This is a genomic window from Algoriphagus sp. TR-M9 (assembly GCF_027594545.1).
Lineage (GTDB): Bacteria > Bacteroidota > Bacteroidia > Cytophagales > Cyclobacteriaceae > Algoriphagus > Algoriphagus halophytocola.
Map to the genome: position 1 here is coordinate 4,375,222 of NZ_CP115160.1, position 15,556 is coordinate 4,390,777.

Annotated in this window: 14 protein-coding genes and 2 tRNA genes; 2 read left to right on the forward strand and 14 right to left on the reverse strand. The window is 44.8% G+C overall.

Annotated elements, in window-relative coordinates:
- Positions 1–43: 43 nt before the first annotated feature.
- From PBT90_RS18645 to dapF, 5 genes are all read right to left on the reverse strand, one after another.
- On the reverse strand, positions 44–811 hold the full coding sequence (locus PBT90_RS18645; protein WP_270130617.1) for a S1/P1 nuclease: 768 nt from the start codon (positions 809–811) through the stop codon (positions 44–46).
- A gap of 63 nt (positions 812–874) precedes the next feature.
- Positions 875–2,065 (reverse strand): M20 metallopeptidase family protein, encoded by a 1,191-nt coding sequence (locus tag PBT90_RS18650; RefSeq protein WP_270133201.1) that lies wholly within the window; start codon positions 2,063–2,065, stop codon positions 875–877.
- Positions 2,046–2,597 (reverse strand): hypothetical protein, encoded by a 552-nt coding sequence (locus PBT90_RS18655; protein ID WP_264808010.1) that lies wholly within the window; start codon positions 2,595–2,597, stop codon positions 2,046–2,048. The genes PBT90_RS18650 and PBT90_RS18655 overlap by 20 nt, the downstream gene beginning before the upstream one ends.
- 7 nt (positions 2,598–2,604) lie before the next feature.
- Positions 2,605–5,982, reverse strand: coding sequence for a preprotein translocase subunit SecA (gene secA / locus PBT90_RS18660; RefSeq protein ID WP_264808011.1), 3,378 nt, complete (start codon positions 5,980–5,982; stop codon positions 2,605–2,607).
- A 104-nt stretch (positions 5,983–6,086) separates the two neighbouring features.
- Positions 6,087–6,860: a diaminopimelate epimerase gene (gene dapF / locus PBT90_RS18665; protein WP_264808012.1), complete on the reverse strand. Its 774-nt coding sequence runs from the start codon at positions 6,858–6,860 to the stop codon at positions 6,087–6,089.
- A 231-nt stretch (positions 6,861–7,091) separates the two neighbouring features.
- Between dapF and PBT90_RS18670 the strand changes: the two genes are divergently transcribed.
- Positions 7,092–7,559, forward strand: coding sequence for a nucleoside triphosphate pyrophosphohydrolase family protein (locus PBT90_RS18670; RefSeq protein ID WP_264808013.1), 468 nt, complete (start codon positions 7,092–7,094; stop codon positions 7,557–7,559).
- Here PBT90_RS18670 and PBT90_RS18675 read toward each other — a convergent pair.
- The 6 genes from PBT90_RS18675 to mutS form a co-directional block, all read right to left on the reverse strand.
- Positions 7,554–8,420, reverse strand: coding sequence for a mechanosensitive ion channel family protein (locus tag PBT90_RS18675; protein WP_264808014.1), 867 nt, complete (start codon positions 8,418–8,420; stop codon positions 7,554–7,556). The genes PBT90_RS18670 and PBT90_RS18675 overlap by 6 nt on opposite strands.
- Before the next feature lie 49 nt (positions 8,421–8,469).
- Complete coding sequence (gene betB / locus PBT90_RS18680; RefSeq protein WP_264808015.1) at positions 8,470–9,921, reverse strand: betaine-aldehyde dehydrogenase; 1,452 nt, start codon at positions 9,919–9,921, stop codon at positions 8,470–8,472.
- A gap of 224 nt (positions 9,922–10,145) precedes the next feature.
- Complete coding sequence (locus tag PBT90_RS18685) at positions 10,146–10,379, reverse strand: GIY-YIG nuclease family protein (RefSeq protein ID WP_264808016.1); 234 nt, start codon at positions 10,377–10,379, stop codon at positions 10,146–10,148.
- A 45-nt stretch (positions 10,380–10,424) separates the two neighbouring features.
- A tRNA-Leu gene (locus PBT90_RS18690) sits at positions 10,425–10,508 on the reverse strand.
- Between the two features lie 68 nt (positions 10,509–10,576).
- Positions 10,577–10,649, reverse strand: a tRNA-Gly gene (locus PBT90_RS18695).
- Positions 10,650–10,816: 167 nt separating this feature from the next.
- Positions 10,817–13,420 (reverse strand): DNA mismatch repair protein MutS, encoded by a 2,604-nt coding sequence (gene mutS / locus PBT90_RS18700; RefSeq protein ID WP_270130623.1) that lies wholly within the window; start codon positions 13,418–13,420, stop codon positions 10,817–10,819.
- Positions 13,421–13,513: 93 nt separating this feature from the next.
- Between mutS and PBT90_RS18705 the strand changes: the two genes are divergently transcribed.
- Positions 13,514–14,047 (forward strand): RNA methyltransferase, encoded by a 534-nt coding sequence (locus PBT90_RS18705; protein WP_264808018.1) that lies wholly within the window; start codon positions 13,514–13,516, stop codon positions 14,045–14,047.
- Here PBT90_RS18705 and PBT90_RS18710 read toward each other — a convergent pair.
- The 3 genes from PBT90_RS18710 to PBT90_RS18720 are packed head-to-tail and all read right to left on the reverse strand — an operon-like array spanning position 14,044 to position 15,538.
- Entirely contained in the window at positions 14,044–14,457 is a 414-nt protein-coding gene (locus PBT90_RS18710) for a hypothetical protein (RefSeq protein WP_264808019.1), read from the reverse strand. The two genes, PBT90_RS18705 and PBT90_RS18710, sit on opposite strands and share 4 nt — an antisense overlap.
- A 27-nt stretch (positions 14,458–14,484) precedes the next feature.
- Positions 14,485–14,940: a PaaI family thioesterase gene (locus PBT90_RS18715; RefSeq protein ID WP_270130626.1), complete on the reverse strand. Its 456-nt coding sequence runs from the start codon at positions 14,938–14,940 to the stop codon at positions 14,485–14,487.
- A 4-nt stretch (positions 14,941–14,944) separates the two neighbouring features.
- A complete protein-coding gene (locus PBT90_RS18720; protein ID WP_270130628.1) occupies positions 14,945–15,538 on the reverse strand; it encodes a hypothetical protein in 594 nt (197 codons plus the stop codon).
- Positions 15,539–15,556 lie beyond the last annotated feature (18 nt).

The window sequence follows — 15,556 nt, forward strand, 5'->3', positions numbered from 1 at the left end:
TCTTTGACACTCCATGATTCTGGGCTAATTGTCCAAAAAAATATCACCCATAGATCTCTTCCAGAATCTGAGCTAAGCGAACGCTGGCTGCAAGTAACCTTTCCTCTAGCAAAGCTCGGGTATCATAATCATAATTATAGGACAGTTTTTTGCTTTCTGGTAGTTTGTAAACCAAAGGTCTGGCCTCCACAGCTTCCTGTAGCCAATCTTCCATACTGGCTTCCCGGTACCGATCTTCCAGCTCAGGAGTCAGCCTACGCATCAATTCATCCCCTATTTCGGTATAAGACATAGACCAGCGGTCTATCATCCCAGAATCCCAAACCGCGTGCAGATTGGAGCTCTGCCAAAAATATTCAAGCTTCACGTCATTTCCACCCCTGTCTTCACCCGTTCCCACGTGCAAAGGCTGATGGATATCCTCCACGATATGGATCAGCATTTTTAGTTTCTCCCCCTCTTCCTTTGGGTTCAAATTCCCAGCTTTCAATTCCTCCTTCAGGCGATTGATGGCTTCATACGCATCACCGCCTTCTTCTTGGATATGCGGATCGTATTCGCCGTTTTTACTCGTCAAATAGTGCCAGGAATAGGCAAAGTCGTAAGCTTGGTCAGATTTGATCTCGTCCATCCAAGTGCCACTTCTACCCAAAGACATGGGGAATAATACCTTATCTACTTTTCGGCTCACTGACTTTTTAAGCTGCTGCTCAGCCATATAGCCGATCAAATAATGTCCCAATTGGCCCCAGGCAAAAGACTGCGTGCTGAGCAAAAACGCAAACAAGACAGTAGATAGGATTTTTTTCATTTTCAGTAGAGGAATGACGGCTGAAATTTATGGAAAAATAGACTTAAGAAAGTTACCTGTATTTTATGCTTTTTCGAGCTCAGAAACTGCCAAGTAAGCCATCAATCCAGCTCCTATTTCCAAGGCATCTTCATCGATGTCAAATGTAGGCGTGTGTACTCCAGAAGTGATTCCTTTGGCTTCGTTTCGGGTTCCCAATCGATAAAAACAGCCCTCTATTTCCTGGGAATAATAAGCGAAATCCTCCGCTGCCATCCAGATATCCAAATCCAGCACATTTTCCTTGCCCAGGTATTCTTCTGCAGCCTGCTGGGATCTATTCGTCAGTTCGGGATCATTTTTCAAAAAGGGGTAACCCTTTCTAATTTCAAAATCCACTTCTCCGCCCATTCCCTCTACTATGCCTTTGGCAATGGCCGTCATTTTCTCATGAGCTTTGGCACGCCATTCTTCATCCAAAGTTCGGAAAGTGCCCTGAATCTTCACTTCATTTGGAATCACGTTGGTGGCACCAAGTGCCTCCACTTTGCCAAAGGAAAGTACCGAAGGAATTTTTGGGCTGGCAGCCCGGCTCACCACCTGCTGTAATGCCACGATCATATGTGAAGCGATCAATACCGGGTCAATCAAAGTCTCCGGCATAGCAGCATGGCCTCCTTTGCCTTTGACGGTCACGTAGATTTCGTCTGCACTGGCCATGTAGATACCTGGACGGAAACCTACTTTTCCCACTTCTATAAAAGGCATCACGTGCTGGCCTATGATGCCGTTTGGACGTGGGTTTTCCAAAACCTTATCGGCAATCATAAAGGATGCACCTCCAGGGGCAACTTCTTCGCCCGGCTGAAAAATCAATTTGATAGTTCCTTCCCAGTCTTCTTTGACTTCATGGAGAATCTTTGCCGCTCCCAGTAAAGATGCAGTATGCACATCATGCCCACAGGCATGCATTACTCCTGGATTTTGAGATTTATAGGGGACATCATTGGCTTCCACTATAGGTAGAGCATCCATATCTGCACGTAGGGCCACTACTCGTTTTTCCGGGTTTTTTCCCTTAATCAGGGCCGCCCATCCTGTGTCTGCTTTGGATTCTATGATGGTAATTCCTATTTCCTCCAGCTTTACCTTTACAAACTTGGAGGTATTGTATTCCTGATAGGAAAGCTCAGGATTGGCGTGAAGATGACGACGGTTTGCAATTACTTCTTGTTTATAGGCTTTTGCCAGAGATTTAATTTTGTCCTTCATCATCATTTTCTTCTTCGTTGATTTCGTTAAGTGATTTGAATTCTTCGCGTTGGAATCTATCCTGGATGATTCTAGCGGTGGGGAACTGGGATTTGATCATTGCAAAATTCTTTTGCGCCTCGATCTTATGCGCATAGCGCCCCACCTTTACCAAATACCTAGGCTGCTGGTACTGCATCTGTGGAGTGATATCCGGAAAATACTCGATCAGTTCATCCTGAGTTTTGAAAGCCTGCTCCCGGTTAATACCTGAAAATACCAATACTGAATAGCCGTTGAAATAAGGCTCAGTTTCATTTTTCGAAATCAACTGCTGCTGTACTTGCTCCAGCTGTGCGTCTACAGCCTGCACAGATTCTGTATTGCTTGCCGCGGAATTTTCGCCTTGGGCTTCTCTGAAATCTGGATAGGAGGGCAGAGAACTGCTGACGTTTTCCTGGTAATTGGCATAAGCGGACGCGCCTCCGGCAGACTTCTTTGAAGACGCACAGCCTACCAAAACTACTACTAGTCCTAAAATCCAGATGATTCGCATAGCTTAATTAGTTTTCGATGATCACACACTTGCCATCCTGCACATCCTGTTCCACACTTTTAAATTTTACATCATTTTTTGTGGTCCCGTTGGTGTACTGCACAGACACCTTGTCATTTCTGCCATAGACTTTTTCTGATTTACGTGGCGCAGTGACCTGGGGTGCTGTTCTGCCGGCGTTCGAAGCAGCGACAGCCGCTCGGTTAGCTCCGGGATTCAAGGTGCTGCCTGCATCCTCTTTGGAGGCTTGCACCTGAGTTTCCGCAGGCTTTTGCGGGGCAGCTGCATGGACTTGATTAGGATCTTGCTTTGGCAGATCTGCTCTGGTCAAGAATGAGATCATATCCTCATTGAGTTTGCCGATGAAACGCTTGAACATTTCAAATGCCTCAAACTTATAAATCAAGAGTGGATCTTTTTGCTCATAAACGGCATTTTGTACCGACTGCTTCAGATCATCCATGTCCCGTAGGTGTTCTTTCCAGTTTTGGTCTATAATCGCCAGCGTTACATTCTTTTCTATAGCTCTGACCAGATCTCTACCTTCAGTTTCGATCATAGATTCAAGATTCACCACCACACCGATCTGTTTGATTCCATCAGAAATCGGAACCATAATGTCTTTCACAGTAGCGCCTCTTTCTTCCTGCACACGTTTGAAAATCGGCAGGGCCGTTTCCATCATTACTTCACTCTTCTTCTTATAAGCTTCGAAAGCTGCAGTGTAAAGTTCCTGGGTAAGGGTACCTGCATCTTTGGCTTTGAGATCCGCCTCTGTAATGGTGTAATCTACGCCCAAAGTAGTGAATACATTCATTCGGAAATCCTCCGGATCTGGATTGGTTTTGCCCATATCCACTAAGCCTTCACACACATCAAACAGTACATTTAAGATGTCCAGCTCCAGTCTTTCTCCTTTCAGTGCATTTCTTCTACGCTTGTAAACCACCTCACGCTGGGAGTTCATCACATCATCGTATTCGAGTAGCCTTTTTCTGGTACCAAAGTTATTTTCCTCCACCTTGCGCTGAGCACGCTCAATGGATTTGGAAATCATACTGTGCTGGATCACTTCGCCTTCTTCAAGGCCCATTCTATCCATCAGTTTAGCAATACGGTCCGAGCCGAATAAACGCATCAAGCTATCTTCCAAGGACACAAAGAACTGGGAAGAACCCACATCCCCTTGACGACCGGATCGACCACGAAGCTGTCTATCCACACGACGTGACTCATGACGTTCTGTACCGATAATAGCCAGACCTCCGGCTTTTCTAGATTCCTCGGTAAGCTTGATATCCGTACCACGTCCCGCCATGTTGGTTGCGATGGTCACTGTGCCAGCCTGGCCGGCAAAAGCCACTACATCTGCTTCCTTGGCGTGCTGCTTCGCGTTCAGTACTTGATGAGGAATTTTCTTCAAGGTCAGCATTCTGCTGAGTACTTCGGAGATTTCTACTGAGGTAGTACCCACCAAGACCGGACGGCCCGCAGACACCAACTCATTGATTTCATCACCTACAGCATTGAATTTCTCTCGTACGGTTTTGTAGACCTTATCGTCCTTATCTGCTCTGATAATTGGTTTATTGGTAGGTATGACTACCACATCCAATTTGTAGATTTCCCAGAATTCCCCAGCTTCAGTCTCCGCCGTACCGGTCATACCGGCCAGCTTGTGATACATTCTGAAATAATTCTGCAGGGTAATGGTGGCGTAGGTTTGCGTAGCGTCTTCGACTTTTACATTTTCCTTCGCTTCTATCGCTTGGTGCAATCCGTCAGAATAACGACGCCCTTCCATCACACGACCCGTCTGCTCATCTACGATCTTGACTTTGCCATCTACCAAAATGTACTCCGTATCCCGCTCAAACATGCAGTATGCTTTCAGCAACTGGTTTACGGTATGTATTCTTTGTGCTTTTACACTATAATCCTTGATGGCTTCTTCCTTGCGGATCAGCTTTTCCTTTTCGTCAACCTCCTCTTTCTCTAGCTCCGCAATCACCACTCCTATATCCGGAAGTACAAAAAATTCCGAGTTTTCATTTTTAGTGGTCATGGTCTCAATGCCCAGATCGGTCAGATCTACCACATTGGTTTTCTCGTCTATGGTAAACAACAAAGGCTCGTCTGCCTCTGGCATCTGGCGCTTATTGTCCTGTAGGTAATAATTTTCCGTCTTCTGAAGAATCACACGTATGCCTGGCTCAGAAAGGTATTTGATCAACGGCTTATACTTAGGCATTCCCCGGTAGGCACGGAAAAGCGCCAAGCCCCCTTCTTTATCATTTCCATCCGCGATCATCTTTTTCGCGTTGGACAAAAATCCCTGCACTAGCTTTCTCTGCTCATCCACAAGCGTAGCTACCCTCGGCTTCATCTCATCAAACTCGTGTACGTCACCTTTAGGAACTGGACCAGAAATAATGAGCGGGGTTCTCGCGTCATCGATCAAAACAGAATCGACCTCATCTATCATGGCAAAGTGATGCTTACCTTGTACCAAATCACCCGCATCCCGAGCCATATTGTCTCTCAGGTAATCGAAACCAAACTCATTATTGGTACCATAGACAATGTCTGATGCATAAGCTTTCTTTCTCCCAGCTGAGTTTGGCTGGAACTTATCGATACAGTTTACGCTCAAACCATGAAATTCGAAAAGCGGAGCATTCCATTCGGAGTCACGCTTGGCCAGGTAATCATTGACCGTAACGATGTGTACACCTCTTCCTGCTAATGCATTCAAGTAGGCGGGAAGGGTAGAAACCAGGGTTTTACCTTCACCAGTAGCCATCTCGGCGATTTTACCCTTGTGCAAGACCATACCACCGATCAGCTGTACATCATAGTGAACCATGTCCCAGACCACTTCGGTGCCTGCAGCCATCCACTTGTTATGCCAGATTGCATCATCACCCTGGATCTCTACATTAGGTTTAACGGCAGCCAGTTCACGGTCGTTTACAGTCGCCTTTACTGTTAGCTTTCCTACTTCCTTGAAGCGTCTGGCGGTTTCTTTTACTACTGCAAAAGCCCTAGGCAGAACCTGCTCCAAAATGACTTCCAAAGCTTCATCTCTATCCTTTTCGATCTGGTCGATCTGATTGAAAAGCTGGTCTTTTTCATGAATTGCATTGACAGGAAGCTCATCTACCTTCTGGCGGATCGCTGCGATTTTGTCATCGTATTCTTTCAGGTAAGCGTTGATCTCAGATTTGATCTCTGCGGTTTTACCCCTCAGCTCATCATCGCTGAGAGATTTGTATCCTTCAAAAACCTCATTGATCTGTTTGACTACTGGAAGTACTTCCTTTATATCTCTGTCGGACTTGGTTCCAAATACTTTTGCAAGTCCTTTTGCTATAATATCTAACATGTTAGCTAAGTGTGATTCTCTTCTAATTAGGGCTTCAAAATTAAGCCCTTTTTGTTACAATTGATAATAATAACCTCCCATCGGATCAGAACTCCAATGCTCGGTTAAACGCTTATTTTTCCGGCAAAAACCTGCTCTGCCGGGCCTATAAGCCATACGTTATGATAGGCTCCCTCAGCAGAAGCCTGAAATTTTACAGCTAATTGACCACCAAGGGTCTGGATACTTACCTGAGCTTTAGGTTGATCTTTGGCAAAGGCAATAGCCGCCGCCGTTACTCCTGTACCACAGGAAAGTGTCTCGTTTTCCACACCTCGCTCATAGGTCCGAACAAAAAGCTGGTCTTCACTTACTTTCTCTACAAAGTTCACATTGGTGCCGGAAGGTTCGTATTGCTGATCGTAGCGCACTTTTTTGCCTTCTTCGAAAATGGGATATTGCTGAAGGTCCTCCACAAACCGGATATGGTGCGGAGACCCGGTATTCACAAAGAAGTCTTCCGATCTGGACTCGACCCCGGCTACATCCCCCATTTTCAACTCTACGACTCCCTTTGCCAGCACAGCATCATGAGGCCCATCTATGGCCAGAAAATGGGTTTTCCCTGCTACAATCCCCAGAAATGCCGCAAATGCCACCGCACATCGTGCGCCATTTCCACACATGCTTTGGCTTCCATCAGCATTGAAATAGATCATTTCGAAATCAAAATCTGCATGATTCCGGATCAAAATCAATCCATCGGCACCTACTCCAAACTTCCGGTCACAAAGTCTGCTGACCAGTTGTAGATCCTGCTCATCAAACGCTTCTTTCCGATCGTCGATCATGACAAAGTCATTGCCGGTGCCTTGATATTTATAAAATGAAATCTCCATGGTTTTGTATAGTTGCTCTTGGACAAAAACCCATCCAAGCGAAAGTTGCGTGACAAACTTAAGCATCTTGTCACAAAAACAGACTTATTGTCTGATTCTCAATTTAAAATTCTGCCGAATTTATCCCTTCCCCAAAACCTGCTTTGGGTAAAGACTTTAGAAATCTGGAGTTGAAAGGCCGGAATTTCCGGGCTTTTTCATTTATTTCAACCTTTCAATTATCACAAAATTATGCAAGACCCTAAGTCACTTACTTCCGTAGCCCTATTTCACGAAACCTTCAAGCACCCTGTTTTGCCTTCTCCCACTATTCCTGAGAAAGTAAGATGCGAGCTCCGGGTTTCCCTTTTGGCTGAAGAACTGAAAGAACTCGAAGAAGCTATCGCCAACGATGATCTGGTAGAGGTGGCAGATGCCTTGTGCGACTTACAGTACGTTTTATCCGGTGCGATTTTGGAATTTGGGCTGGGAGAAAAGTTCAAAACACTCTTTGACGAAGTGCAGCGATCCAATATGAGCAAAGCCTGCAAAACGGAGGAGGAAGCCCAAGCCACCGTGGCACATTACCAGGCCAAAGGAACCGAGTGCTTTTATGAAAAAGAGGGGGATCTATTCCTGGTCTTCCGACAAGGCGACCGCAAAACCTTGAAATCTGTTAATTATTCGCCGGCTGATCTCAGTGGGATCATCAAATCATAAAGAATCCGGTGTGGCTGTTTTCAAGCTTTCACTCTGGTAATTCTTCAGTTCTACTATACGGGCCGGCATATTAAAGCCGGCCTTTTCCATTGCCGTGAGTACAGTCAAAATCGCACTGCTTTTGACCACAGCATCAGAAATCGCTCTTTCAAAAGTATCCACCCAAAAGGTAATTTGGATATTCAGCGTACTTTCCCCCATTTCAGTCACCCATACCTGCGGAAGCTTGTCCTGAGTCAGTACCCCCGGAACTTCCAAAATAGATTTCCTGATCAAATCCAAAGCTGCATTGTAGTCTGAGCCATAATCCAGGCCCAGCATAAAATCATAGCGCAAAAATCCATCGATGGTATAATTGACCAAAGGGTTTTTCAGGATCATCCCATTTGGGATAAAAACATCTTTGCCATCTGCCGTTTTGACCTGGGTATCGCGAAGGTTCATAGCGAGAACTGTCCCGCGGATTCCGCCTATATCCACGATATCACCTACGCGAAAGGGACGTTTGAAGGCCAGAATGATTCCTGCCAGGAAGTTTTCTCCTATATCCTTTAAGGCAAAGCCTATGATAAAAGCGGAAATCCCAGCTCCTGCCAAAAGCCCTGAAACAATTCCTGTCAAACCGATGACCCTTAATACTATCAAAAGACCAATGAGTATGATCAGGGTACTGAAAATTCCTGCCAAGAAATTGGCCAGCAAGGAATCGTCCATTCGCCTCACCAGACGAACTCTTAAAAAACGCTTGGATTTTCGGGCAAAGAACACAAACAATAAGAATATTGCCAGTGCTACTCCCCCGATAAGCAGCCATCTTTGTATAGTTGGCCAGCTGGAAGATAGATTGATAAATTCATCCATTGGAGAAAAATACAAAAAGTAAATCAAAGTTGATTTCTCTCTGATCTGGTTAAAAAGGATTCCCTAAATCCTTCATCGCCACATAGACCGTTTTCCGTTGGGAATAGTGTTCTATCGCAGCCAAGCCGTTTTCCCGACCGATTCCAGATTGCTTATTTCCTCCAAAAGGGATTTCTACCGGATTGATATTATAAGTATTGATCCAGCACATGCCTGCTTGCAAGTTAGCCACTGTTCTGTGAGCTCTGCGCATATCGTTGGTGTACACACCGGCAGCCAGGCCAAATGGAGTGTCATTTGCGCGGCGGATCACTTCTTCTTCCTCCTGAAAGGTCAAAATGGTCATCACTGGTCCAAAAATTTCCTCTTTTACAATTCTTTCTTCCTCTTTATGGCTGACGAAAATAGTAGGCTCTACAAAGTACCCCCCTTCACACCCAGGCACTTTTACCTGATTTCCTCCGTAATGCAATTCTGCACCTTGCTCTTTTCCCAGCTTGATGTAGCTCATCACTTTTTCAAAATGAGTTTGATTGATCAAAGCGCCAATTTGGGTTTCTGAATCAGCAGGATCTCCAATTTTAAGTGCTTTGGTTTTCTCTATCAGTCGCTCAATAAATTGCTCCTTGATGGATTCGTGGACATATACCCGGGTTCCGTTGCTACAGATTTCTCCTTGAGTATAGAAGTTTCCTAGCATGGCTCCATAGACCGCTTCGTCCAAATCTGCATCTTCAAAAATGATTATCGGGGATTTACCTCCCAGTTCCAAAGTCACATGCTTCAAGGTATTCGCTGAGGCCGCCATGACCTTTTTACCCGTGCCCACCTCACCGGTTATGGATACTTTGGCAATATCTGGATGCGCAGTCATCATTTGGCCTACCTCTGCATCGCCCTGCACTACATTGAAAACTCCATCAGGCATTCCGGCTTCTTTGAAAACCTCTGCCAACTTATAAGCTGTCAAAGGAGTGAGTTCGGCAGGTTTGAAAATCATCACATTGCCGCAGGCCAGCGCTGGAGCCGCTTTCCAACAGGCAATTTGAATGGGGTAATTCCAGGCACCGATCCCGGCACATATTCCCAAAGGCTCCCTTTTGGTATAGGCAAAATCTCCACCCAACTCATAATGCTCCCCATGAAGTGAGGGAGCCAAACCCGCATAATACTCCAGGCAATCTGCACCGGAAATAACATCTACAGCAATAGACTCTTTGATAGGCTTGCCAACATCCTGAGTCTCCAGTAAGGCCAACTCCTCATTTTTTGCTCTCAACAAGCCTGATGCTTGGTGCAAAATCCTACCACGCTCAGTAGGGGACATGGCAGACCAAACCTGAAATCCCTTTTTTGCAGCTTGAACAGCTTTCTCAAAATCTTCCTGAGAAGCACCTGTTACCACATGAGTAATTTCTCCTGTTGCTGGGTTATAGTTGTCAAACTGCTTGCCGGAACCGTTAACCGGCTGGTTGTCGATAAAAAGAGGGATGGTTTGCATGTTTTAGGATATTTGTGCCACTGCAGGCAAAAGTTGAATGGTCATTCAAAGTTAGAGGACTCTTGAAAAGAGTGCCAATGAAAGGGGGAGAGTTTCGAAAAAATCTTTTACAAGGCGCCAATAACACAAAAAGCCCCGTATCTCTACGAGGCTTTGAGTACCAGGAGCGGGAATCGAACCTGTCTGCATCAGGCAGGCCCGCAGTGCCTTACGGCCACAAGATTTTAAGTCCCCAAAATTTTTCGCTTGCCTGTTGTCGTTTTTAGATATTTTTCAAATTTCCTTGCTTCAGCCCTAGTCGGAAAATCTTTTTGATAAACGAGCTTGAAAGGGCGATAGGGACGGGTCGTTCGCTCATAGCCAGAATTATGTCGATAAACCCTTTCTTCCAAATTCGTGGTAAGACCTACATAAACGTAATTTCTAGCAATACTTGATAATGCATATACCGTTACCATGATAGAATATAAACAAAAAGCCCCGTATCTCTACGAGGCTTTGAGTACCAGGAGCGGGAATCGAACCCGCACGGCCTTACGGCCACAAGATTTTAAGTCTTGCGTGTCTACCTATTCCACCATCCCGGCTTCACTCCGACGTATCGGAACTACTTAACTACCTGAAACAAGAAAGCCCTTGAATCAAGGGCTTTTTGAGCGGGAGACGAGATTCGAACTCGCGACCCCGACCTTGGCAAGGTCGTGCTCTACCAGCTGAGCTACTCTCGCATTTGTTACTGGAACGTGATCCAGTTGAATTGTGGATGCAAAGGTAAGGGTCAAAAATAAATTCACAAGCATTCGGCCTTTAAATTTTTTATTTTTTCACACCCAAAACCTAAATTTCTTTGATTTTCAAGCCTCTAGAAGATTTTTATGCTCCAGATTCTTTTTCCTTAATCCATCTTCTTTTTGATCTCATGTAGTTTCAACAAGGCTTCGATTGGCGAAATTGCATTGATATCTACTTCATCGATCAGCTCCTTGGCTTCCTGAAGTTTTGGATCCATTTCAAACATACTCAATTGGTAATTGTTCTTTGGAATGGATTTTACATTTTCCTTCTGGTCGGCTACAGCCTTGTCCTTTTCCAGGTGAGACATGATCTCAGCAGCACGCAGAACGATAGGATTAGGCATCCCAGCCATCTGCGCTACATGAATACCAAAGCTATGCTCACTTCCTCCTGGCTTTAGCTTCCGCATAAAAATCACTTTGTTGCCCACTTCTTTCACAGATACATTGAAGTTTTTGATTTTAGGAAAGTCAGTAGCCAACTGATTCAACTCATGGTAATGCGTCGCAAAGAGAGTTTTCGCTCTGAAAGTAGGGTGGTTATGTAAATACTCCACTATAGACCAGGCAATGGAAATCCCATCATAAGTAGAAGTACCCCTGCCGATTTCATCCATCAGAACAAGGCTCCGGTCAGACAGATTATTCAGGATGCTAGCCGTCTCTGTCATCTCCACCATAAAGGTCGATTCCCCCTTGGAAAGATTATCTGAAGCTCCCACACGGGTAAATACCTTGTCTATGATACCTATTCGGGCAAAGGAAGCCGGGACAAAGCTCCCCATCTGAGCCATAAGCACAGTGAGGGCCGTTTGCCTCAGCAAGGCTGATTTACCGGCCATATTGGGACCGGTGATGATCATAATCTGCTGCGAGTCGTGATCCAGGTAGATATCATTGGGGACGTAATTTTCTCCCGGAGGCAACTGCTTCTCAATGACCGGATGCCGGCCATCCTTGATTTCCAGGGTTTCCGTTTCAGAGACTTTTGGTCGGGAATAGCCATTGGCAAGCGCTACCTGCGCAAATGAAAGCAGTACATCAAGCGTGCCTAAAACCCGCGCATTTTGCTGGATCTCCGTGACAAACTGCGCGGTCTCTTGCACTAGCGCCAAGAAAAACCGCTGCTCCATAGCCACCATTTTTTCTTCGGCGTTGAGGATTTTGTCCTCGTATTCTTTCAGTTCGGCGGTGATATATCGCTCAGCATTCACCAGGGTTTGCTTTCGAATCCACTCCTGCGGTACCTTGTCTTTATGCGCATGAGTGACTTCCAGATAGTATCCAAAAACCTTATTGTAAGCGATTTTCAAAGATGTAATGCCGGTACGCTGGACTTCGCGCTGCTGGATTTGCACTAGAAAATCCTTTCCGGAATTTGCCAAACCTCTATATTCGTCCAGTTCAGCATCCACGCCGTCTTTGATGATTCCGCCCTGGTGGGTAAGCATGGGAGCATCCTCTTTCAGCTCAGCGTCTATTTTTTCCAATAGGTACTCACAGGGATGAAGCTGATCAGCAAGTCGCTTTAGCGTAGGATTCTTTTGGTTTTTGAGCAATTCTTTGATTGGTAAGGTACTTTTCAGTGCCCTTTTGATCTGATTGATTTCCCGTGGATTTGCTCTGCCTACTACCACTTTGGAAATTAGACGCTCCAAATCTCCTATATGCTTCAAGGGGTCTAGTATATCCTCTATCAGAGTGGAGTTTTGGTAGAAAAAATCTACCACATTCTGACGCTCCTCGATCAGCGCTTTTTCTTTCAGAGGCAGCACCATCCACTTTTTCATCATACGAGAACCCATGGGTGTCACAGTCTGATCCAGGATATTGATGAGAGGAATTCCGCCTTCGTGCTGGGGGAAAACCAACTCCAGATTGCGGATGGTAAACTTATCCAACCAGACATACTTCTCTTCAGCTATCCTGGAAATGGCCGAAATATGCTGGATTTCCTTATGCTCAGTTTCTTCCAAATAGTACAATATGGCACCTGCGGCCACGATTCCAACCTGCAGCTCCTCTATGCCAAAGCCTTTGAGATTTGCCGTCCCAAAATGAGTTTTGAGCTTTTCATAGGTAAAGTCATATTGATACACCCAGTCCTCGCAGTGGAAAGTAATGAAGTCATTTTTCAATACATCCTCAGCAGTTTTTCTAGCTGCTTTGGAGTAGATAATTTCAGCAGGGGCAAAGCTTTGGACCAGCTTTTCCAAATAGGCTCCATTCCCTTCCGCGCACATAAATTCACCCGTAGAGAGGTCAAGAAAGGCTACTCCATGTTTGTCTTTGCCAAAATGTATAGATGCCAAGTAGTTATTTTTCTTGGTATCCAGCACCTGATCATTGAAGGATAGTCCTGGAGTCACCAACTCTGTAACGCCTCGTTTTACGATTCCTTTGACAGATTTTGGGTCTTCTAATTGATCGCAGATCGCCACCCTATTTCCGGCTCTCACCAGCTTTGGCAGGTAATTATCCAGAGAATGATGCGGAAAACCGGCCAATTCAATATGAGAAGCTGAACCATTCGCTCTTTTGGTCAAAACGATGTCCAGCACCTTACTGGCTTTCACCGCATCCTCACCAAAGGTCTCATAAAAATCCCCTACCCGAAAGAGTAGCAATGCACCAGGATGTTTGGCTTTGATCGCATTGTATTGCTTCATTAAGGGCGTTTCTTTACCGTCTTTGGACTTACTCATGTGGGTATACTTACTTTTATACTAATTTTGGGAGAAGATATTCGGTGGGAATATGCCCGAAAATAAGCCATTCACAAAGCAGAACAAAAAAGCATGAAAAAATTAAGCATGGAAGAGCTCGAACGTGTATCAGTCGAGGAGTTTAAGGAAATGGAAAAATCACCCCTTGTGCTAGTGATGGACAACATCCGCAGTCTAAATAATGTGGGATCGGCTTTTCGCACGGGAGATGCATTTAGAGTAGAAAAAATTTTCCTCTGTGGAATCACCGGCACTCCACCTCACCGGGATATCCAGAAAACTGCCTTGGGAGCCACCGAATCTGTGGAATGGGAATATTGCCTGAACACCATGCTCGCTATTGAAAAATTAAAGGCAGAAGGCTACCAAATCTGTGCTCTGGAGCAGGTAGATCGCTCTGTGATGCTGAATGAATTCACCCCCGAACAGGGCAAAAAATATGCATTGGTATTCGGCAATGAGGTTTTTGGGGTAGAAGAAGAAGTGCTCAATGCCTGCGATGCAGTATTGGAAATACCGCAACTGGGCACCAAGCACTCCCTGAATATTTCTGTGTCGCTAGGAATAGCGGTTTGGGATCTGATGGTAAAGCTGGAGCAGTTTTAGTTTTTCTGAAACCTGTACCGAATACCAAAGGAGCCTCTAATCACCTGGTCATCAACAAAACCTATAATTGGAGCAGCTTCCATATGAAAACCAAAGTCTTTTTGCTCAAAAGGATAAATATTCAAGCCCACTGGAATCACTATTCCATCGATAAAGCCGACTCTTAATCCCGCTCCCCCATAAAATTCAAAACGATCGGTTTTTTTGAAGATATAGTTTGCTGCCAGCTCAGCAGTGAGATTCTCAAAGCCGGTATCAGCTCCTAGTCTAAATTCTGGTATAAACTTTTCGCCGAATTGATAATTAACGCCCATAAAAGGCAAATTGCTCTGATGAAAACTAATGGTCGTTTGTGAAAAAGCAGTCATGGAAAATAGACCGAAGCAGGCAATTAAAAGTAGTTTTTTCATTTGTATAAAATTAAGTTGTGTAAAAGTTTATAATCCGATTTCCGTGAGTTTAAGGTGCGTCTTAATCATATTGGAACTGGCTTTGGCTACAATCTTACCAGAATTCTTAATGATTACGGCTTCCCAATGATTTAGGTTGGCGCCAGATCGAACTAATTTTGCAGAAACTTCCAACTTTTCTCCAATTTTTGCTCCCGACAGAAAATCTACATTCAGATTGATGCTAGTCATCAAGTATGGGGAGCCAGCTGCAAAGTTTGCCATCCCGATCACATCATCTATCATCAGTGAAGCGATCCCGCCGTGTAGGATTTTGGCAGGATTGCACATTTGAGCAGTCACTTCATAGCTCACCTTCATGTATCCCTTTTCTACTTCCAGCAATGTCCCTCCTAAGGAATTCCCCGCTGGGGAAGGGGTTTGGTCAAGTTTTTTACCAATCAAGGCTTTGAAGTAAGCCAAACTTTGATTTTCAGATTCCATAATTTCAGTTTTCTGTAAGTCTGGCGAAATCCTCTAGGGTCTCTAGGATCGCATTTCTCTCTTTTGCCGTATTCCAGATAGGGTTCCAGTCTTCTCCAGACTTCAATTCGATTTTACTTTCAGGATCGAGCCAAGGCTCCAGTTGGCTTAGGTAATCTAAAAAATCGGATTTGTTTCCATTTTCAAAAAGAAATTCCTTTTCTAGCTTTCCTTCTCTTCCTACACGGAGAGCAATCGGCCATGAGGTATTAATGGGCTCCAAATACAAATAGGCCTCATCCTTGGTAGGATTTAAAATGATGAGTACATCCAGAAGCGGACGGGAATCCGATTTTTCTCTATCTGCATGTCTGAATAGCGTCATACCCGCATCGGCACGGATTGCTCTGTCGTAGTGGATAGCTTTTAGGTTTAAGAAAAAAATACGACTGGAGGAGGACATCCGAAAAGCTAAGTCTTTGCCAGAATTACTTGCTCTTTTGGAATCAAAAAAAGAAAGAAGAACCACAAAGGCGATAGAAAATATCCCAAAAATCTTTAGGATTCTGATTAGCTCAGGAGTAAAAACCGCATCTTTCTTTTGCCTTGCTTTGGGCATATAGGATCATTTACCAGT